17 protein-coding genes are annotated in these 18,682 nt (G+C 60.6%); 11 read left to right on the top strand and 6 right to left on the bottom strand.

Annotated features, from left to right (window positions below):
- Positions 1-63: 63 nt before the first annotated feature.
- Positions 64-2,622, top strand: coding sequence for an autotransporter outer membrane beta-barrel domain-containing protein (locus NR164_RS00950; protein WP_256822100.1), 2,559 nt, complete (start codon positions 64-66; stop codon positions 2,620-2,622).
- 241 nt (positions 2,623-2,863) lie between these two features.
- Positions 2,864-5,020, top strand: a complete 2,157-nt coding sequence (locus NR164_RS00945; protein WP_177030396.1) for a TonB-dependent siderophore receptor — start codon at positions 2,864-2,866, stop codon at positions 5,018-5,020.
- 36 nt (positions 5,021-5,056) lie between these two features.
- On the opposite strand, the gene NR164_RS00940 is transcribed toward NR164_RS00945, so the two are convergent.
- A complete protein-coding gene (locus tag NR164_RS00940; RefSeq protein ID WP_152032022.1) occupies positions 5,057-5,338 on the bottom strand; it encodes a hypothetical protein in 282 nt (93 codons plus the stop codon).
- A gap of 290 nt (positions 5,339-5,628) precedes the next feature.
- Here NR164_RS00940 and NR164_RS00935 point away from each other — a divergent pair, with 290 nt between their 5' ends.
- The 4 genes from NR164_RS00935 (at position 5,629) to NR164_RS00920 (ending at position 8,898) form a co-directional block, all read left to right on the top strand.
- Positions 5,629-6,249, top strand: a complete 621-nt coding sequence (locus tag NR164_RS00935; RefSeq protein WP_057004606.1) for a LysE family translocator — start codon at positions 5,629-5,631, stop codon at positions 6,247-6,249.
- Positions 6,250-6,474: 225 nt separating this feature from the next.
- The gene (locus NR164_RS00930) at positions 6,475-7,941 is read left to right on the top strand and encodes a DUF726 domain-containing protein (protein ID WP_057004607.1); all 1,467 of its coding nucleotides are present in this window, start codon (positions 6,475-6,477) and stop codon (positions 7,939-7,941) included.
- Between the two features lie 364 nt (positions 7,942-8,305).
- Entirely contained in the window at positions 8,306-8,518 is a 213-nt protein-coding gene (locus NR164_RS00925; protein WP_046486048.1) for a hypothetical protein, read from the top strand.
- Positions 8,515-8,898: a hypothetical protein gene (locus tag NR164_RS00920; protein WP_017846408.1), complete on the top strand. Its 384-nt coding sequence runs from the start codon at positions 8,515-8,517 to the stop codon at positions 8,896-8,898. The genes NR164_RS00925 and NR164_RS00920 overlap by 4 nt, the downstream gene beginning before the upstream one ends.
- Before the next feature lie 224 nt (positions 8,899-9,122).
- Here the strand turns inward: NR164_RS00920 and NR164_RS00915 are convergent, their stop codons facing one another.
- The gene (locus tag NR164_RS00915) at positions 9,123-10,016 is read right to left on the bottom strand and encodes a LysR family transcriptional regulator (RefSeq protein ID WP_017846409.1); all 894 of its coding nucleotides are present in this window, start codon (positions 10,014-10,016) and stop codon (positions 9,123-9,125) included.
- A gap of 94 nt (positions 10,017-10,110) precedes the next feature.
- Here NR164_RS00915 and NR164_RS00910 point away from each other — a divergent pair, with 94 nt between their 5' ends.
- Positions 10,111-11,277, top strand: coding sequence for an MFS transporter (locus NR164_RS00910; RefSeq protein ID WP_256822099.1), 1,167 nt, complete (start codon positions 10,111-10,113; stop codon positions 11,275-11,277).
- A gap of 76 nt (positions 11,278-11,353) precedes the next feature.
- Here NR164_RS00910 and NR164_RS00905 read toward each other — a convergent pair whose 3' ends face one another.
- The gene (locus NR164_RS00905; RefSeq protein ID WP_079443979.1) at positions 11,354-11,758 is read right to left on the bottom strand and encodes a RidA family protein; all 405 of its coding nucleotides are present in this window, start codon (positions 11,756-11,758) and stop codon (positions 11,354-11,356) included.
- Between the two features lie 143 nt (positions 11,759-11,901).
- Here NR164_RS00905 and NR164_RS00900 point away from each other — a divergent pair, with 143 nt between their 5' ends.
- The gene (locus NR164_RS00900) at positions 11,902-12,828 is read left to right on the top strand and encodes a LysR family transcriptional regulator (RefSeq protein WP_079443980.1); all 927 of its coding nucleotides are present in this window, start codon (positions 11,902-11,904) and stop codon (positions 12,826-12,828) included.
- Positions 12,809-13,033, top strand: a complete 225-nt coding sequence (locus NR164_RS00895) for a 2-hydroxycarboxylate transporter family protein (protein WP_227778665.1) — start codon at positions 12,809-12,811, stop codon at positions 13,031-13,033. Before NR164_RS00900 ends, NR164_RS00895 begins: the two co-directional genes overlap by 20 nt.
- Before the next feature lie 107 nt (positions 13,034-13,140).
- Here the strand turns inward: NR164_RS00895 and NR164_RS00890 are convergent, their stop codons facing one another.
- A complete protein-coding gene (locus NR164_RS00890) occupies positions 13,141-13,995 on the bottom strand; it encodes a hypothetical protein (protein ID WP_128191365.1) in 855 nt (284 codons plus the stop codon).
- 301 nt (positions 13,996-14,296) lie between these two features.
- Between NR164_RS00890 and NR164_RS00885 the strand changes: the two genes are divergently transcribed.
- Both NR164_RS00885 and dapA read left to right on the top strand, forming a co-directional pair.
- Complete coding sequence (locus NR164_RS00885) at positions 14,297-14,779, top strand: VOC family protein (RefSeq protein ID WP_017846413.1); 483 nt, start codon at positions 14,297-14,299, stop codon at positions 14,777-14,779.
- A gap of 363 nt (positions 14,780-15,142) precedes the next feature.
- Positions 15,143-15,994 carry a 4-hydroxy-tetrahydrodipicolinate synthase gene (dapA, locus tag NR164_RS00880; RefSeq protein WP_256822098.1) on the top strand — a complete coding sequence of 284 codons (852 nt, stop codon included), beginning with the start codon at positions 15,143-15,145 and terminating at the stop codon, positions 15,992-15,994.
- On the opposite strand, the gene NR164_RS00875 is transcribed toward dapA, so the two are convergent.
- The gene (locus NR164_RS00875) at positions 15,969-16,703 is read right to left on the bottom strand and encodes a GntR family transcriptional regulator (RefSeq protein ID WP_256822097.1); all 735 of its coding nucleotides are present in this window, start codon (positions 16,701-16,703) and stop codon (positions 15,969-15,971) included. The genes dapA and NR164_RS00875 overlap by 26 nt on opposite strands.
- Before the next feature lie 2 nt (positions 16,704-16,705).
- A complete protein-coding gene (gene atzF / locus NR164_RS00870; protein WP_256822096.1) occupies positions 16,706-18,502 on the bottom strand; it encodes an allophanate hydrolase in 1,797 nt (598 codons plus the stop codon).
- Positions 18,503-18,682 lie beyond the last annotated feature (180 nt).

Here is an 18,682-nt window from a genome sequence, read left to right as displayed (position 1 = left end):
ATGGTCCGAACGCACCTGCTTGTCCAGGTGCCGGGAGATGTTCCCTTCGAACGAGGACGGGTCATGCGCGCACCAACATCTTCTTTGTTGTACCTGGGCATCAGCTCAATCATCGCCGTGACGGCGTGGCCACTCCCCTCTTATGGCGCATGCACGATCAACAACAGCGCCGGCGACGACATCTCCACCTGCGACAGTGCCTCGGCACCGGGGTTTACCGACACCGGTGGCAACAACACCCTGAATATCAGCGGCAGCGGCGCCATCAACGGCAATGTCACCTTTGGTGCGGGTAACGACCTGGTGGACGTGAACGGGCCGACGGCGGCGCTCAACGGTGCGCTGAACCAAGGCGACGGCGCGAATATTTTCCGCCTGAACCTGGGCACCGTCAGCGGTTCGGTCACCCAAGGCGCAGGCGCGGATGTGGTACAGATCACCGGTGGGCAGGCGGGTGCAATAAGCCAAGGCGGCGGCATCGACAGCTTTGCCATGAGCGGCGGCACCATCGCTTCCCTGGCCCAGGGCGATGGCCTGGACACCTTCAACATGAGCGGCGGGGTCATCACCGGGGCGTTTGAAGATGGCGACCAAGCCACGATGAGAAGCGGCACCATTGGCCGGGTCGATATGAAGCTCGATAACAACGTGTTCGACATGCAAGGCGGCACCATCCTGGGCAATCTGGTCACCGGGTTCGGCAATGACCATATTCTCGTCTCGGGCACCAGTTACATCGGCGGCAACATCAGCACCAGCGGCGGCGATGACTTGATTGAAGTCAGCGGCGGCACGGTCAACGGGCAAATCCTCGCCAGTTTCGGCAAGGACCAGTTGATCTGGCACGATGGCGGCAAGGTCAACGGTTTGATCGTCATGGGCGCCGACGACGACACCGCGCTGCTGAAAAACCTCAACGAAACGTCGCTGTCCTCCAACCCCTTGGTGGATGGTGGCCTGGGTAACGACACGCTCACATTCGACAACACCCAGACCGACGTCCCCGCACGCTATACCGGCTGGGAACAGGTGCTGCTGGATAACGGCTCGGACCTCAAGCTGGGCGGTGCCTTCGTGCTGGGCGACAGCGCAACCGGCAGCGGCATCATGAGCCTCGACGGTTCGAGCAAATTGACTGTCACCAACGGTTCGATCGACCCCTTTACCGCCGGCCAATCCGTCACCTTGAACAACGGCGGCCTGATCGACATGACCACCGGCAGTACCAGCGCCACCGACACCCTGACGGTGAACGGGAACTACAACGGCAACGCTGGCCGACTCGCCTTGCAAAGCGTCTTGGGCAGCGACGGCTCACCCAGCGATTTGCTGGTGATCGGCACGGGCCAGATCAGCGGCACCACCGCTATCAGCGTGACCAATCTCGCCGGGCCGGGGGCCGAAACCGTGCAGGACGGCATCCAGGTGGTCCGCGCAATCAACGGCGCCAGCGGCGCCGGCACCCAGTTCACCCTGGCAAACCGGGTTTCCGCAGGCGCCTTCGACTACTACCTGTTCAAAGGGGGCGACAACGCGGGCACGGGCGAAAACTACTACCTGCGCTCTTCAGTGCCGGTGGCGCCGCTGCCGGGCCCGGTGACGCCGCTCCCCGAACCGGTGGTGGGCACCCCTGAACTGCCGACCAATCCGGGCCTCACACCGATCCCGATCTATCGCCCGGAAGTACCGATCTACGCGGTGTTGTTTCCTGCCGCGCAACAAATCGTACAGGCCATGCTCGGCACCTATCACGAACGCATGGGCGATCAGCGCCAACAACAGCAGACCGGTGCGTTTCCTGCCGGTTGGGGGCGTGTGTATGGCAACAGCAGCCGCCAGAGCTTTGCCGGCACGGTGAGCCCGACGCTGGACAGTTCGATCTCCGCCTTCCAGATCGGTACCGACGTGTACGCGAGCGCTACCGCCAACGGCGCGGTGCAGCGAGTCGGCTTCTTCGTCGGCCACAGTCGCTTGAAAGGTGACGTGAAAGGCTTCAACGGCGGCTGGCAAGACAAGGCCGCTGGCAACACCACCTTGCGCGGTGACAGCCTGGGCGTTTACTGGACACTGATCGGCGCCAACCAGGCCTACCTCGATCTGGTGCTGATGGGCACCCGTTTCGATGGCAATAACGAATCGGACCGTGGGGTGAAGATGAAAACCCGTGGACACAACGTCGCCGCATCCGTCGAGGTCGGCAGGCCGTTCCAGATGACCGCCGATTGGGTGGTTGAACCGCAGGCTCAATTGATCCTGAGCCGAACCAAACTGGACAGTCAGAACGATGGCATCTCCGACGTGGCCTACAACGCCGACACCAACGTCACCACGCGCCTGGGCATACGCCTGCGCGGCGACTATCAGGTCCGTGGCCTGCCGTTGCAGCCCTACGCGCGGGCCAATATCTGGCACACCGCCGCCGGGCAGAACACCGTCACCTTTAACCATGTGACAGACATCGACACCGAACAGAAATCCACCACCCTGGGCCTGAGTCTGGGCGCCACGCTGGAGGTGGCCAAGGGCGTCAGCCTGTACAGCGAAGTCGGCTATAACCGCAACCTGGACAGCCAGATGCTCAACGGCCGACAAGGCACCGTGGGCCTGCGAATGGAATTCTGACGGCGATTTTTTTCGCGGTGCCGTCGATTTGAGCGCCAGCCCATTGGCGCCCGCGAGCCCACGCAGCGGCGGACGATTTCGCGCTGGGAGGGTGATCTGTCCCCCCGACAGATGTGAAAAATTTGTTAAGTAATTCTCCCCCAAGTCTTTTTTGCGCGGATTCAATCTGCCACACTCACGCGAATAATTATCAATACGTTTATTATTCGCCATGGATGGCGCTCGGGGGAGGCTCAGATTCATGTCCGTTCAACAACCTGTCGGTACGCGTTTTTCACCCAGCCTATTGGCATTGGCCATCTGCCTCAGCGGCACCCAGACAACGCTGGCGGCCGATACCGAAAAGGCCGCGGCACCGCTTGAACTGGGCGCCACCGAGATCAGCGGCCAGGCACTCGGCGAGACCACCGAAGGCACCCAGTCTTACACCACCGGTGCTATGGCCACAGCCACCAAGTTGCCGCTGACCATGCGCGAAACCCCGCAGGCCGTGACCGTGATCACCCGCCAGCGCATGGACGACCAGGCCATGACCAGCGTCAACGATGTGGTCAAGAACACCCCCGGCCTGTTCCTCAGCCAGTCCAGCGGCCCCGGCCGGCAGACCTACAGCTCGCGCGGCTTCGACATCGACAACATGATGTTCGATGGTCTACCCAGCGCCTACTCGGGCTACGCCAACAGCGTGCAGCCCAACCTGGCGATGTTCGACCGGGTCGAAGTGATCCGCGGCGCGACCGGCCTGGTCACCGGCGCCGGCAACCCTTCGGCGGCGATCAACTTCGTGCGCAAGCGCCCCACCGTTACGCCGCAGGTGTCGATCACCGGCGCGGCCGGCAGTTGGGATGACTATCGCATGGAGCTCGATGCTTCCAGCGCCTTGAACGACAGCGGCACCCTGCGCGGCCGCGTCGTCGGCTCGTACCGCGACGCCAACAGCTTCCGCGACAACGAAACCAGCGACCACGGCCTGTTCTACGCGATCAGCGAAGCCGACCTCAGCGAAGACACCACTGCCACCCTCGGTTTCTCCCGGCAGGAAGACCAGACCAACTTCTTCTGGGGCGGCCTGCCCATCGGCACCGATGGCCATCACCTGAACCTGCCCCGCTCCACCAACCCCGGCAGCGACTGGGAAAACAAGGAGCTGACGATCAACACTGTATTCGGCGACGTCCAGCACCGCTTCGACAATGGCTGGAAACTCAACGTCGCCGGCTCCGCGTCGCAGCTGGACGGCGTGTTCACCGGCAGTTACCAATCGCGCTACCAGACCGAGCTGGCGCGCACCGCCTACCAGTCGCATCAGGACGACAAACAGTACGCCTTCGACACCTTCGCCAGCGGCCCGGTCGACGCCTTCGGCCGCACCCACGAAGTGGTGGTCGGCACCAGCAAACGCATCTACGACGCCACCTCCAAGGAATACAGCCCTTACGACACCAATTACCCGCTCAACGGCGCCAAACCCGACTTCCAGCGCAACGGCAAAACCCACACCCTCACCACCCAGGACGGCGTCTACCTGACCACGCGCCTCAACCTGGCCGACCCGCTCAAGGTGATCCTCGGCGCACGCTTGGACTGGTACGACTATGACGATCGCCAAAGCCAGGACGGCGACTACAAAGTCACCCGCAACCTGACGCGCTACGCTGGGGTGATCTACGACCTCGACGAGCACCACTCGGTCTACGCCAGCTACACCGACATCTTCAACCCGCAAAGCAGCAAGGACCTCTCGGGCAAGGTGCTGGAACCGATCGTGGGCGAAAACTACGAAGTCGGCATCAAGGGCGAATATTTCAACGGTGCGCTCAACGCCAGCCTGGCGGTGTTCCAGATCGACCAGAAAAACCGCGCCACCACCGCCGCCACCCAGGCTGGTTGCCCGGTGCTCACCTGCTACGCAGCCGCCGGCCTGGTGCGCAGCCAGGGCATCGACCTGGAACTGCAAGGCGCCCTCACCGAAAACTGGCAAGTCGGCGGCGGCTTCACCTACACCCGCGCGCATTTCATCAAGGACAGCGACCCGGCCAATGACAACCAGCGCTTCAGCTCCGATACACCGGAGCGCCTGTTCAAACTCACCACGTCCTACCGCTTCCAGGGCCCGCTGGAAAAACTGCGCATCGGTGGCAACGTCTACTGGCAGAGCCGCATGTACAACGACATCGCCCTCACCAACGGCAGCTATCGCCTGGAGCAAGGCAGCTACGCGGTGGCGGACGTGATGGCCGGTTACCAAGTGAACCAGCACCTGGACCTGCAAGTGAACGCCAACAACATCTTCGACCGCACCTACTACTCGGCGATCGGCAACAGCACGATCTGGGGCTCCACCGACACCTACGGCAACCCGCGCAGCTTTGGGGTAACGGCGAAGTACAGTTTCTGACGCTGATGAGGCCGCTCGGGTAGCCGTTCTCGATCTTCAGGCAGGCGCAAAAGACGCACGAACGCGGGTTTCATCCGTGCTCTGCGAACTGCTGAGCTGACCGGCTTCATTGAGCACCTTCAACGCGCCATCGGCCTCCACCGTAAAGCCGTATTTCGTGCCGGCCAAATCCGGATAAGTCGCCGCCAGCGTTGACTGGAATGTCTTGAACGTGGCGTTCAGCACGCTTTGCGCGCCTTTGGCGATCTCGATGATCCGAGGAAGCGCTCGTGATGCCGAGCGGCCGACCCACGTATCGATAGCCTCCAGCGACTGCATTGGTTCAGCGTCTGCGCTGGGATGGTAGACAGCCGCCGGGCCGGCGCTGGCCACGGCGTCCTTCGCGAGGTCCGTCAGAGGCTAGGCCACGAGTATCTGGTCGGCAGGCGTAAGGTGGTATTGGCGGGCGGGATATAGGTAGAACTGAGGGTAAGTACCATTTCATCGGTCCATGATTGAGTGGTTCACAGCGGTTATCGACGTCAAGGGGGCAAACTTTAGGACATGGATTGTCTTCCCCCCTCAAGCCCCTTTATCCTCGACCCTCCCCGCCAGAACCCGGAACCGCCATGGACCTCACCACCCTCGTCCTCTTCCTACCCGCCTGCTTCGCCCTGAACATGGCACCCGGTCCCAACAACCTGCTGTCCGTCAGCAACGCCACGCGCTACGGCTACCGCACTGCCTGCCTCGCCGGCATCGGCCGCCTGCTCGCCTTCGCCGGCATGATCGCCCTCGCCTCCGCCGGGTTGGCGGTGGTGCTGCAAACGTCGGAGTTGTTGTTCTACGCGATCAAGATCGTCGGTGCGGCGTATCTGTTCTATCTGGCGTTGCAACTGTGGCGGGCCGATCCGCAGGCGCAGAGCGAATCGGTTACGGCCAAGGTAGGAACATGGGCGTTGGCGCGTCAGGAGTTTCTGGTAGCCGCGGGCAACCCGAAAGCCATCCTGATCTTCACCGCCTTTCTCCCGCAATTCGTGGTGCCCGGCCAGCCCATCACCCCACAGTTCGCCCTGCTCGGCGCACTGTTCCTGGTGCTGGAATGGATCGCCATCAGCCTCTACGCCTATATGGGCCTGCACATGCGCCGCTGGTTCGCCGAGCCACGGGGCAAGCGGTTGTTCAATCGCTGCTGCGCGGGGCTGTTGTCTGCGGCGGCGACGGTGTTGCTGATGGCGCGGCGGGCTTGAATGGCGTTCTCAAAGCGGCGGGATGCGCGCGGTGTTGCCTGTCGGCCTCATGGGTTGCTCTTCAAACACCAACACCGCGTTTTCGGGACGAATAAGCAGCAAGCCACGTTCAGGCCCTACTGAGTCGAGGTCTAGCCCCGCGCCTTTGTGCCTAAACATCCGTTTACAACAGCAATAGCCAAATGCCACCATTCGCTCATCTACGATTTGCTACAAGGACGTCGCGTGAGCCACAACTTCAAGTTCTTGACCCTGCCCCACCGCTCCGGCGAGGTCGCCAACATCTTTATCCACGGCTACTCAGCCGGCCACGATATAGAAGACCGGTGCGCGCTGAGCAAATGTATCCCGTCATCCCTCCACGAGTGCATCAACATCTTTGCGTTCTGGCCTTCCGGTCATTGGAGCCAGTTCGATAAGTTATCCAGCAGTAGCGTGGCGGCAATGGCTCGGTTGAACATCTTCGCGGGTACCGCGGCAGCAGTGGCCGATCGCGCCGTCCACTTCAACACCAGCCGCAAGCGCGCCACCGCCATGGGCAAGACACTGCTCTCGCAACTTGAGGGCTACCTGCTCAAACATCACCCCTACGTGTCGAAGGTCAATCTGGTCGGGCACTCGCTCGGCGGGCGGGTCGTCGTGAGTGCGCTACTCGATCTACTCGACAGGCCAACTGATCACGATCTTGAAATTGGCGATGTGTTGTTGATGGCGGCGGCGGCCGAATTGTCGGGAGACGAGGCTCGAGCCATCCGCAAGCGCACAAACTGCAGGCTGTACAATGCTTACTCAAAAGATGACGACGTTCTGCGGTTGAATATGGGCGAAAGCAGCGCGGGTCGCCAGCCAATCGGTAACTGCAAAAACGTTCGGATGGAGTCCTTCGGTCATACAGACTATTGGCCGCGTCTGGAGCAAGTACTCAGGGCATCAGGCTTCCATGGCTACAAAAGTGGCCTGCCGGCGTCGAATCAGCCCCAACTGATCATCAAGAATCCCGATCCGGTCGTGACCGACCATTTCATTTATGACCTGCTCGAACTGACCAGCGATCGAATCCGCAATCAAGTCGCCAAGCACCTGCGTAGCAGCAGTTGGACGACCCTTGAGACCGACCATTCACTGTATCTGCTGACCAAGGAATTCCAACTACTGGGCGGCCACTGCTTGGCCAACCTGGCGCGTAGACGCGGTCTCAAGTATCTACAGATCCTGCTCATGCTGACAGAACACTACGACCTGGTAGACGAGTTGCACGATTGTGCTCGGGTGATTGAGATGGAGGGGTTGCTCATCAGCAAATGCTTCCACTCTTCTTTCGGTGAGGGTCATGTACTCGCGTCAAAACACGACATTGCCCAGCATTTGGAGGTCATGTCCGAGAAAGCTTACTTTGAGCAGGTCGATGCGTTGGCGGCAAGCCTGACCGTTACGTCTTACTTCTCGACCCCTAGCGCACCGGCCCCTGTGTATCGCAAGGCGCACTCAACGCTGACCAGTAAGAACAAGGAGTTAACGCTGGCATCTGCAACGCGACTGCCCTCCCTCACTCATCTGGTTTCGACCGAGCGCATCAAGGCGGCGGTTACGAACCTGAAAAGTGCAGTCAAGCCCGGCTACTCGGCCTTGATTCCCGCGGTTGCGATTCTCTTCTATGCGCGCTTGAAGCTGAATAACGAAGGGCTGCTCTAACCCTAGCGTGCTCAATGGCTGTGCCTCGCACTCGACACCTCAAACTGTTACTTGAGTACCGCGAAGTGCAGATCATTAATCATTGAGGGGATTGGGAGTGACTGGCAGGGATGCCTTAAAACTAAAGAATGGTGGGCGACAGCCGACAACCTGAGCGTGCGAAGGGGGATTTTGGAAGTCCAACCAAGTATCAGACAAGCAAAGTACGCAGGATCGCGATGGGATTTCAAACTGGAAGATCAGAAATTCACGCGACGGACATGGATGCTCAATCGACGATTTCCGGATCATTCCGGGGTACGGCCTTTAGTGCAGACCCGACAAACATATTCTAAAAACCAACACAACCCACATAAGGCCGCACATGATTATTGTCGTAATAGCCGGAATTATTTTAGCCGTCGTTATGTTCAAGCTATTGCTTCCACTTTTAGGGGAAATGGTAGGCGTGATAATCGGCGGGCTGCTGCTACTTGGCGCAATCGCTTTGTGCGTAGCTTTTCCACCGATCATTATTCTTTTTTTGATCATCGGGTTCATTATTGCCGGCAATAAAAAAACGAAGGACAAGCAATGAGCGTAACGACAGAGAAAGAACTAGCCGACGCGGTAAACCGCAATGAAGACACCATCGTGATTGAAGGCGATCTTGCAAAAAAAACCATTCGGATAAAGGCTACCGGCACGGTTGCATGGGCTGTGGCCATTGGTTCTATATGCATAGTCTTTTATGGCGTCATAGCCACCGTCGGTACGGGTGGTGTTGCCACACCGGTTGCTGGCTTCGCAGCGGTTGCCGGGTCAGGCGGAGCCCTCAGCGTTCTAGGGGCCGCAGCAACTTCGGCGGCTATATCCATGGCCGTTTCGGTGAGAAGCCTTAGTGTGTTAAAAAAGTTAAGAGGCAACTATAAGATAGTGAGTAAGTCGGACAACAAAGTCACGCTTAAGCGCAGCTAAAACAGTGCTTCGCGGTTAGCCCCGGCATCTCACCCAGAACGACCAATTCCGAGCCAATAAATTTATTGCTCGGCGGTCGAATACAATTCATGTTCGGTACTTCGTCAGCTGCTGCGCAACATTCTATTAGCACTCGAATGAGTTTGGATTCGGGTGTTGCTCACTATTTGCTTAATGCAAACAGCATCGCGCGAGTACCCGCAAGGATCAGCTAACGCCAGCACCTACATCCGATGCTGTTCCAGCAGGAAGTCCACGAACAACCGCACCCGCGCCGGCATTGCCGAGCCACCCACGAACACCGCGTGAATCGGTTCCTCGTCGCCGGGGTTCCAGGCTTCCAGCAGCGGTATCAGATCGCCACGCTGCAGGTCCTCGCTCACGCTGAACTCACCGATACGCGCAATGCCGGCACCTACTCGCGCGAGTTGGGCCAGCGCTTCGCCACTGCTGCATTCGATGTTGCCGCTGACCTTCAGGGAAAACGCTTTTCCGTCGCGGATGAATGGCCAGTTGGGTTCGGCACGTCGGAAGTTGAAGCGTAGGCAGTTGTGCCGCAGTAGATCCTCCGGTTCCAGGGGGATGCCGTGGCGCTGCAGATACGCGGGCGATGCCACCACTACCTGGCCGGTGGCGCCGATCCTGCGTGCGGTCAGCGGGCTGTCGGGCAGATAACCAAAACGTACCGCCACGTCGGCCTGGCCGCCGAGAATGTCGACCACTTCGTCGCCGAGGGTGAGGTCGACGACGATGTTCGGGTAGCGCGCGCTGAATGCCGCCACCAAGGGCACGATGGCCAGCCGCCCATGACCAAGCGCGGCGCTGACGCGCAATCGCCCCCTTGGGACGCCCTGGTCGGCGATGGCTTCTTCGACCTCGGCCATGTCGGCCAGGATGCGCCGGGCACCGCGCAGGAACGCCTCACCCTCGGCGGTGAAGGTGAGCGATCGGGTGGTGCGCAACAGCAGCCGAGTGCCAAGACGCTGTTCAGTACGGGCGATGATCCGACTGACCGCCGAGGGTGTCAGCCCCAATGTCCGCGCGGCGGCCGACAGGCTGCCTTCCTGCGCCACGCTGACGAACACGCCCATTTCACCCGATCTGCCGTTGAAGTCCATTTGTGCCCCTTACGCAAAGGTGATTGCCAAAAATGCTATCTACCGCCTGAAAAGACTGAATCGTAGCATTGGCGGCATAGATAAGGAGCCTTCCATGCGTATCAATCCACCACTTGTCGCACTCGCCATGGGTGCCTTTGGCATCGGCGTTACCGAGTTCGCCCCCATGGGCATGTTGCCGGGCATCGCGGCGGATCTCGGTGTTTCCATTCCCGCCGCAGGTCTGTTGGTCAGCGCTTACGCCCTGGGCGTACTGCTCGGCGCGCCGCTGATGACCCTGACCACCGGCAGGATTCCACGGCGCTATCTGCTGATCGGACTCATGGCGATTTTCACCCTGGGAAATCTGATGTCAGCCCTGGCGACCGATTACTACAGCCTCATGGTCGCCAGGGTGGTGACCTCACTGAACCACGGCGCGTTCTTTGGCGTCGGCGCCATCGTCGCCGCCAGCGTGGTTGCCCCGCAGAAACGTGCCGGAGCGGTTGCGGCCATGTTCATGGGCCTGACCCTGGCGACCATCGGCGGTGTGCCGCTGGCCGCCTGGTTCGGCGAACTGTTCGGCTGGCGCACCGCATTCTGGGGGATTACCGGCCTCGGTGTGGTGGCCATGGCTGCGTTATGGTTCGCCCTGCCCAACCTGCCGGCGCCGCAAAGCGGCGGTGTACTGGCCGAAATTCGGGTATTGGGCCGTGGCCCGGTGCTGGGGGCGTTGGCCCTCACTGTCGTCGGCTCGGGGGCAATGTTTACCGTCTTCACCTACATCGCGCCGATCCTCAGCAGCGAGACCCACGCGTCCACCGCCTACATCACCGCCATGCTGGTGCTGTTCGGTGTGGGGTTGACGCTGGGCAACGTGTGGGGCGGCAAGGCCGCCGACCGCTCGATAGATCGCACCCTGATCGTTTCGCTGAGCGTGCTCATTCTCGTCTTGCTCGCGTTCACCGTACTGATGCGTTGGCCGCTGCCGGCCGCCGTTGCCATCCTGATATGGGGTATCGCCAGCTTCGCCCTGGTGCCGCCGCTGCAGATGCGCGTCATGGAAGCGGCCAAGGACGCGCCCAATCTGGCCTCGGCGGTGAACATCGGTGCCTTCAACTTAGGCAACGCGATTGGTGCGGCGCTGGGCGGAGCGGTGATCAATGCCGGGCTGGGTTATCCGGCGATTTCCCTGGCCGGAGCAGCAATGGCGGGGCTGGGGCTGCTGATGGTGTTGGCTTTTGCCTGGCGTTCCAGAACGCTCGCAACTGCGGTGGTGTGACGTGCGCGCTGTCACAGCCCAACGGTTCAGGATGAACCGCTTTCGGTACCGCGCCCTTGCGTAATCACTGGCCAGATCATCCCCCGGTGCCTTCCGGCAGCTTGGCAATCACCTTGATCTCGAACTGGTAACCATACAGCCACGTGACACCCACGCCGGTCAGCGTCGGGTGTGGCGCCCGGCCCCAGAACTCCGGCACAACCTTCCAGATCGTCTCGAACGTCGACTCGGGATCGACGATGAAGACGGTGACGTCAATCACATCGTCGAAGGTGCAACCGGCAGCGACCAGGATTGCATTCAGGTTGGTGAACGCGCGTCGGACCTGGGCCTCCAGATCGGGTTCGGGCGAGCCATCTTCGCGACTGCCGACTTGCCCCGACACGAATAAAAAACCATTGGACTTGATCGCCGGCGAATAGCGATTGCGCTCGTAAAGCGCCTGGCGTCCAGGTGGAAAAACAACATCACGCTGCGTCATAGGTGCCTCCATCAATGGGTCAAAGCCGACCCGGAACTAACGATGCAGAGACTGTATGGACTTGTACCTGGGCGATAAACACGCAACCTTAGCCAGCACTGTTTGTAAAATCCAAACAATCCAATCGAGAGCGGGGGTTAGCAATGGACCGTTTTGATGCGATGCAGGCGTTTGCTCGCGTGGTGGAAACTGGCAGCTTCACCAAAGCGGCCGAAACACTGCACATGAGCAAGACCACCGTGACACAACTGGTACAGCAGTTGGAGGCACGGTTGCGGGTTAAATTGCTTAACCGCACCACGCGCAAAGTCAACGTCACGGCCGACGGTGCAGTCTATTACGAGCGAGTGTTACGGCTGCTGGCCGACATGGACGACGCCGAGACCAGCCTGTCCGGCGCCTCGACACTGCCCAGGGGGCGATTGCGAGTGGATGTGCCAAGCCCGCTGGCCAGCATGATTCTAGTCCCCGCATTGCCCGAGTTTTACCTGCGCTACCCGGACATCCAGATCGACATGGGCGTCAGCGACCGGATCGTGGATATGATCGGTGAGAACATCGATTGCGTGGTGCGCGGCGGCGAGATAAAGGATCAGTCGCTGATGGCCCGGAAGGTTGGCGACCTCCAGCTTGGCGTTTTCGCCGCACCGAGCTACCTGGCCCGCGTCGGTATCCCCGCGCATCCGCGGGAGCTGGAAGATTCGCAACACCGTATCGTCGGCTTCTTGTGGGCGCGCACCGGTAAAGCCCTGCCCTACTCCATGCGCAACCACGCTGAGAGCCTCCAGGTCAAAGGCCGCTATGCGCTGGCAGTCGACGATGGCAACGCCTACCTCGCGGCCGGCCTGGCCGGGCTGGGTGTGCTTTGGCTGCCCAAGTACATGTCCACGACCTACGAAGCACGCGGCGAATTGGTGCCCCTGTTCAAGGACTGGCGTCTCGATCCGATGCCGATCTACGTGGCATTTCCGCCGAACCGGCATATCAGCATCAAGGTGCGCGTGTTCATCGATTGGGTCGCGCAGCTGATGGCGCAGCATGCGCCTGTTGATGAGCGACGTGATTCGTGACTGTGGCGTTGGGGCAGACGTTTTGGTCATCTGCGTATTCTTCGTCCTTGGAGGTCTGCTTGAGAAAGTCGTAGGCATTCCTGGCCCCATCATGCTGATTCTGGCTGCTGTACCCTTTAAATACGTCCGCGTTCTGCCCAAAAAACTGGAAAAGGCGCAAACGCTTTCTACAAGTTGGTGTCCGCCGCCTTCATCTGACCGGTAATGATCGGCTTGGGCGTGCTATATGTTCCATTGGATAGCATCGTAAAAGTCTTTTCCATCGGCTATGTACTAGTCTGCGTATTCGCGATGATGAACCAACATTCTGCCCTACCAAGGTACGAGTTCTAGGATAACGCATCCATCCGTCCCGCTCTCCCCAGGGAGTCCAGGATCCGCCGGCAAACCTTTGATGATATCATGCGGATTGGACATGAGCCCCATTAAACCTCCTTTACCTCCTGCGCCCGCCCCTGTACACGCCTCCAAGAGACTACCCGCTGCGCCGGCGCCAGGTGTTCTCCACGTTCCAGTATCACCGGAAAGTCCAGGCGCCTCTGAGATTGGATTAGCGTCAGGAAATCGACATGCCACACTGAGCCCCCCTCCCGCGCCCCCCGTTCTTATTTCAGAGCGTTTTGAAAACTCAAAAGAAGTCCCTGTACCCCCTGAACCTCCAGCGGCCATCATACCGCTCTGACTGCCATATATTGGATTACGCGATGCGGTGGCTGTATCAGTGGTGGTAATACTGGTATCACCTCCATTTTCGCCTTTTTTTCCACCGGGATTACCGGTAGCACCTCCCATGCCTCCCTTACCTCCCGCACCAACATTAATCTTGATGGCCAGGACTTGGTTATCCATTGACGGCGGATAGAAGTTGCACGTTTTGACTGCACCACTCCCACCGCCGCCACCGGAGGACAAATTTGGTTCGAGCATATTGGCGTACATGCTCCCGGAATCGGTGCCAGTGCCAAAACCAGGGTCACCACCAGAACCACCACCTCCACCGCCAACCATCGTGACCTGTATGCTGTGAATCGTTCCAAAAGCAGGAGCGGTGTATTCGTAGGTGCCAGCCGTTTTGTAAACCATTTTTTCAAGCGCAAAAGCAGAGGTGGTAACACCAATCAAGATCACACCACAGAGGAGCACAGTTTTACCGTTTGACTTGACCATAAGAGTTATCACCTTTGATTAATAGCAAATACCCAACGATATTCATGGAGGTCAATTCACTAATAAACCGCCCATTTTCTCAGAAACTTCGTAATCCAGAGTAGGGTTAAACACCCGGCAGATAACCTGTGATAAATGACAGTTTTAAATACGAAATTGGAATAACTCGTAATCATCTGCGCGGTGTTCTGCTGCAGATTTCCCTCACCACAGGACAAGCGGATATCCACGTAGTGCTGCACGAGGCGGCGCCATCTCCCTGATCTAAACTCCACACACCCATTCACCGTGGAGACCGAACATGAACAACAAAAACACCCTGTGCCTCTGGTACAACGGCACCGCCCTGGACGCTGCGACGTTTTATGCCAAGACCTTCCCGGACAGTGCGGTGAAGGCGTTACACCGCGCGCCGGGGGATTATCCCGCAGGTAAACAGGGCGACATTCTGACCGTCGAGTTCACCGTGCTGGGCATCCCGTGTCTCGGCCTGAATGGTGGTCCGGCATTCCCGCACACCGAGGCGTTTTCCTTTCAGGTGGCTACCGATGACCAGGCCGAGACTGATCGGCTGTGGAACGCCATCATCGACAACGGTGGCCAGGCCAGTGCCTGCGGTTGGTGCAAGGACAAGTGGGGCCTGTCGTGGCAGATCACGCCGCGTGTGTTGTCGGCCGCCGTGACCCATGCCGACCCGGCGACGGCCAAGCGAGCCTTCGAGGCGATGATGACCATGACCAAGATCGACATTGCCGCGATTGAGGCCGCAGTGGCTAATCCCTGACCGACAACGATCGTTTCACCGCCCAGGCACTGTTCAAGTGCCTGGGCCGTGCAACCTGCCGGTAACTACGCAGGGCTTGACACATTTACTCACACCCCCTGAAGATGGAGCCCTTATTCAGGGTGTGTCAGCTCATGCTTGCAACGTCTTTCGTTAACCTTTCCGTCATTGGCTTGATCGCCAAGGCGCAAGGTTGCGTTGCGCGCGCCCTCAAATCGAAGAAACAGTCGCTCATGTGACCGGGGCGCGCTGTCCCGTCAGATGAGCTGACAGGACATTGAGCGCGACGGACACCCTGCCCTTGCACAATTCCTTCTGCCCTTCTGACGGTGACTTAATCGGTCAATCATCAGGAGAGAGTGCATGTCAGCGTTTCAAGGTATCTGGGTTCCCGTGGTCACGCCGTTTCAGGACGGAGCCATCGACTTTATCGGCTTGCGCCGGCTGGTTGAGCATCTGCTGGAAAAGCACGTGGCCGGGATCATGGTCTGCACCACCACGGGCGAAGCCGCGGCGTTGAGCCGCCAGGAACAACTGGCGGTGCTGGATGCGGTGTTGCAGTGGGTGCCGGCGCACCGCGTGGTGATGGGCCTGGCGGGATATAACCAGATTGAGCTGTTGCAGTTCCAGGGCGAAATCCTCAAACGCCCGGTGGCCGGGCTGTTGGTGCCGGCGCCCAGCTATATCCGTCCGTCCCAGAGCGGCCTTGAAGCGTTCTTCCGCACGGTGGCCGACGCCTCCGGTGTGCCGATCATTCTCTATGACATTCCCTATCGCACCGGCGCGACCTTCGAACAGGCCACGCTGCTGAACATCGTCGCCCATCCGCGCATCGTCGCGGTCAAGGACTGTGGCGGCAACCTGGGCAATACCCTGGCGCTGCTGGCCAGTGGGGCGGTGGATGTGCTGTGTGGCGAGGACATCCAGATCTTTAACGCGTTGTGCCTTGGCGCCAGTGGGGCGATCGCAGCGTCGGCACATGTACACACCGAGCAGTTCGTGGCGCTGTGGCAGCAGGTGCGGGATAACCAGTTGAGCGAGGCGCGGCAGACGTTTTTCCAGTTGCTGCCGTTGATCGATACGTTGTTTATGGAGCCCAACCCGGCACCGGTCAAGGCGGCGCTGGCCGTGCAGGGGCTGATCGGCAGTGAATTGCGCGCACCGATGCAGCGGGCCGGCGATGCCACCGTCAGCCGTCTGCAAGCGTTGCTGTGAAGCCGGTTGATTGAGTGTCCCGCGCCACCTGCAACCGGTGCAACGTGATGTTGCGCACCTGCTGCTTGCTCAGTTCGATATGCCGCTTGAGCAGCTGCTGCGCCTCTTCACCGCGCCGTTGCAGGATAGCGTCGAGTATCTGCGCGTGTTCTTCGTAGGTCGCCGCGATCCGCGATGCCTGGGTAAAGTCGAGCCGGCGGATGATGCGGATTTTTTCCGTAATGGCGTAGTGCATGCGCGCCATTTCGCGGTTGCCGGTGGCTTCTACCAGGGCGCAGTGAAAGCGCTCGTCCAGCGCGGACACCACCTGGGTGTCCTGCAGGCGCTCGCCCTCCTCCACCCGCCAGATCGCCTGTAACCCTTGCAACAGCGCAGGGCGCGGTTCATCCATCAGGCATAAACGGTTGACCGCCGCCAGTTCCAGAATGATCCGCAGGTCATACAGCTCTTCGAAGTAGGTGAAGTCGAACGGTTTCACCTGCCAGCCACTGCGGAAGTACACCTCCAGGTAACCTTCCTTCTCCAGACGATAGAGCGCCTGACGCACCGGGGTGCGGCTGACGTTCATGCGCTCGGCCACTTCGCCTTCGCTGAAGCGGTCGCCCGGCAGCAGGCGAAAGTCGAAGATATCCGCCTTGAGCTGCGCGTAGATGCGTTCGGCCAGGCTGTCGGGGCGCGCCTTGGGATTTTTCAGGGTTGAGCCCGGCATGCTTAGCCCCGGCTCGCGATAAAGGCGCGCCAGCCGCCGAATTCGGTGATATCGAGCGCATCGGCCAGGGCCCAGGGTTCGCAGATAAAGCCTTTGACGCTGCGCCCGTCGGTCAGGCTCAGGTTGCCAATGCCCAGCGGTGCGGGGACTTCGGCGACGAACTCGCCAAAGCGGGCGATGGGCATGTCCCACAGCTCGACGATGATCGAGCGGCCGCTGTCCGCCCTGGCCAGCCCCGGCTTGGGCGGCACGGTGCCCGGTAGCGCGTAGAGTCGATAGCTGTCGGCGGTCAGCGTTTGCTCCACCAGCACCGCATTGCGCGTGGTCAGTTGGAAATTCAGCGGCATGCCGCTCAGGTGCGCGCCGACCACCGCCAGGCGCACGCTGCCGGGCGCGGGGGTTGGTGCGGCCGGTGCGGGCAACTCGCGCGCGGTGGCGCCCAGCGGCAGGCCGAGGCCGGCTTGCCAGCGCTTGCCCAAGTGGGCCAGGGCCGTGTCGTGCCAGGCCGGCGCCAACAAGGTGATGCCGCAGGGCAAGCCATCTGCGCGCAGGCCGGCGGGCAGCGCCAGCGCGCACAGGTCCGCCAGGTTGGTGAAGTTGGTGTAATAGCCGAATTGCGAGTTGTAGCGCACCGGCTCCAGCGCCATCTCGGCCTGGGTGCGAATCGTCGGCGAGGTCGGCACCAGCAATGCGTCGAAGCCCGCCAGCGTGTCGTTGATGCGCCGACTCAGGTCGGCGCGCAGGTATTCGGCTTTGTAGGCGTCGCAGGCGCTGTACTCAAGCCCGTTTTCGACGATGCCGCGCACCACCGGGTTGATCGCGTCCGGCTGCTGTTCAAGCATGCTGTGCAGGGCGACCGTGCGCTCGGCGACCCATGGGCCGAAATACAACTGGTCCGCCAGCGCCTTGAACGGGCTGAAATCCACTGGGGTGATCTGCGCACCCAACGCCTTGAAGCGCTCGACGGCCTGCTCGAATACGGCCTGGTTCTGGGTATCGCCGAAGAACTCCAGGGTCGCCGGAATGGCGAGTTTGATCGCACGCCCCACCGCCACCGGCGCGGTATGGGGGTTGGCGCGGGAATAGGCGTCACTCGCGTCGTAGCCTTCGGCCACTTGCGCCACGGATTCGGCGTCTTCCACGGTCAGGGCAAACACCGAGATGCAATCCACCGTGCGGCACGCAGGCACCAGGCCGGTATTAGACAGGCGGCCTTTGCTGGGTTTTAACCCGACGATGTTGTTGAACCCCGCCGGCACCCGACCGGAGCCGGCAGTGTCGGTACCCAGGGAGAACGCCACCAAACCCCGGGCGACCACCGAGGCGGAACCGGAGCTGGAACCGCCGCTGACATACGCCGGATTGAAGCTGTTGACCACCGCGCCATACGGCGAGCGGGTGCCCACCAGGCCGGTGGCGAACTGATCGAGGTTGGTCTTGCCCATCAGGATCGCACCGGCCGCACGCAGCTTGGCGACGACGCTCGCATCCGACGCCGGGGCGTAGGCAAATTCCGGACACGCCGCCGTGGTCTCCCAACCGGCCGCGTCGATGTTGTCCTTGATCGCAAACGGCACGCCATACAACGGCAACTGGGTCATATCGCCACCGACCGCCGCCAGCCGCTCGCTCAATTGCGCCAACTGCGCCGTCAGTTGTTCAGGCCGCGCGCGGGCGATCCAGGCGTTGTCGGCGGCGGCGTATTGCGCGGCCAGGGTCAGCACGATGTCCGGGGTGATCGTCCCGTTGCGATAGGCCTCACGCCATTCGCCGAGGGTCCAGCCGATAACGCTCTGCATAAGGGTCTCCATCTTGTATCCAAGTTTGGATTTGTTTCTAGCAAACCCCAGGCCAGCTGCGCGCACCCAACGATTGCGCGGGTTCGCGCCCAGGCGGCGCGGCAAGACTGCCCACCGATGGCGCACCGAGCCTTCGCTCATGCGCCAAAAAAAGACAGCCGGCCGACCGCGCAGTTGCGA

Origin of the sequence: Pseudomonas sp. Pse79, from assembly GCF_024519615.1 — a bacterium.
Classification (GTDB): domain Bacteria; phylum Pseudomonadota; class Gammaproteobacteria; order Pseudomonadales; family Pseudomonadaceae; genus Aquipseudomonas; species Aquipseudomonas veronii.
This window is presented reverse-complemented; position numbering and strand designations above follow the sequence as displayed.

Excerpts from the sequence above, each read along its gene's own strand:
- NR164_RS00895 (WP_227778665.1), top strand. The coding sequence starts at position 12,809 with ATGAGCGACGTGATTCGTGACTGTGGCGTTGGGGCAGACGTTTTGGTC.
- NR164_RS00875 (WP_256822097.1), bottom strand. The coding sequence starts at position 16,703 with ATGCCGGGCTCAACCCTGAAAAATCCCAAGGCGCGCCCCGACAGCCTG.
- NR164_RS00950 (WP_256822100.1), top strand. The coding sequence starts at position 64 with ATGCGCGCACCAACATCTTCTTTGTTGTACCTGGGCATCAGCTCAATC.
- NR164_RS00900 (WP_079443980.1), top strand. The coding sequence starts at position 11,902 with ATGGACCGTTTTGATGCGATGCAGGCGTTTGCTCGCGTGGTGGAAACT.
- dapA (WP_256822098.1), top strand. The coding sequence starts at position 15,143 with ATGTCAGCGTTTCAAGGTATCTGGGTTCCCGTGGTCACGCCGTTTCAG.
- NR164_RS00910 (WP_256822099.1), top strand. The coding sequence starts at position 10,111 with ATGCGTATCAATCCACCACTTGTCGCACTCGCCATGGGTGCCTTTGGC.
- NR164_RS00890 (WP_128191365.1), bottom strand. The coding sequence starts at position 13,995 with ATGGTCAAGTCAAACGGTAAAACTGTGCTCCTCTGTGGTGTGATCTTG.
- NR164_RS00920 (WP_017846408.1), top strand. The coding sequence starts at position 8,515 with ATGAGCGTAACGACAGAGAAAGAACTAGCCGACGCGGTAAACCGCAAT.
- NR164_RS00885 (WP_017846413.1), top strand. The coding sequence starts at position 14,297 with ATGAACAACAAAAACACCCTGTGCCTCTGGTACAACGGCACCGCCCTG.
- NR164_RS00905 (WP_079443979.1), bottom strand. The coding sequence starts at position 11,758 with ATGACGCAGCGTGATGTTGTTTTTCCACCTGGACGCCAGGCGCTTTAC.
- atzF (WP_256822096.1), bottom strand. The coding sequence starts at position 18,502 with ATGCAGAGCGTTATCGGCTGGACCCTCGGCGAATGGCGTGAGGCCTAT.
- NR164_RS00915 (WP_017846409.1), bottom strand. The coding sequence starts at position 10,016 with ATGGACTTCAACGGCAGATCGGGTGAAATGGGCGTGTTCGTCAGCGTG.
- NR164_RS00940 (WP_152032022.1), bottom strand. The coding sequence starts at position 5,338 with ATGCAGTCGCTGGAGGCTATCGATACGTGGGTCGGCCGCTCGGCATCA.
- NR164_RS00935 (WP_057004606.1), top strand. The coding sequence starts at position 5,629 with ATGGACCTCACCACCCTCGTCCTCTTCCTACCCGCCTGCTTCGCCCTG.
- NR164_RS00945 (WP_177030396.1), top strand. The coding sequence starts at position 2,864 with ATGTCCGTTCAACAACCTGTCGGTACGCGTTTTTCACCCAGCCTATTG.
- NR164_RS00925 (WP_046486048.1), top strand. The coding sequence starts at position 8,306 with ATGATTATTGTCGTAATAGCCGGAATTATTTTAGCCGTCGTTATGTTC.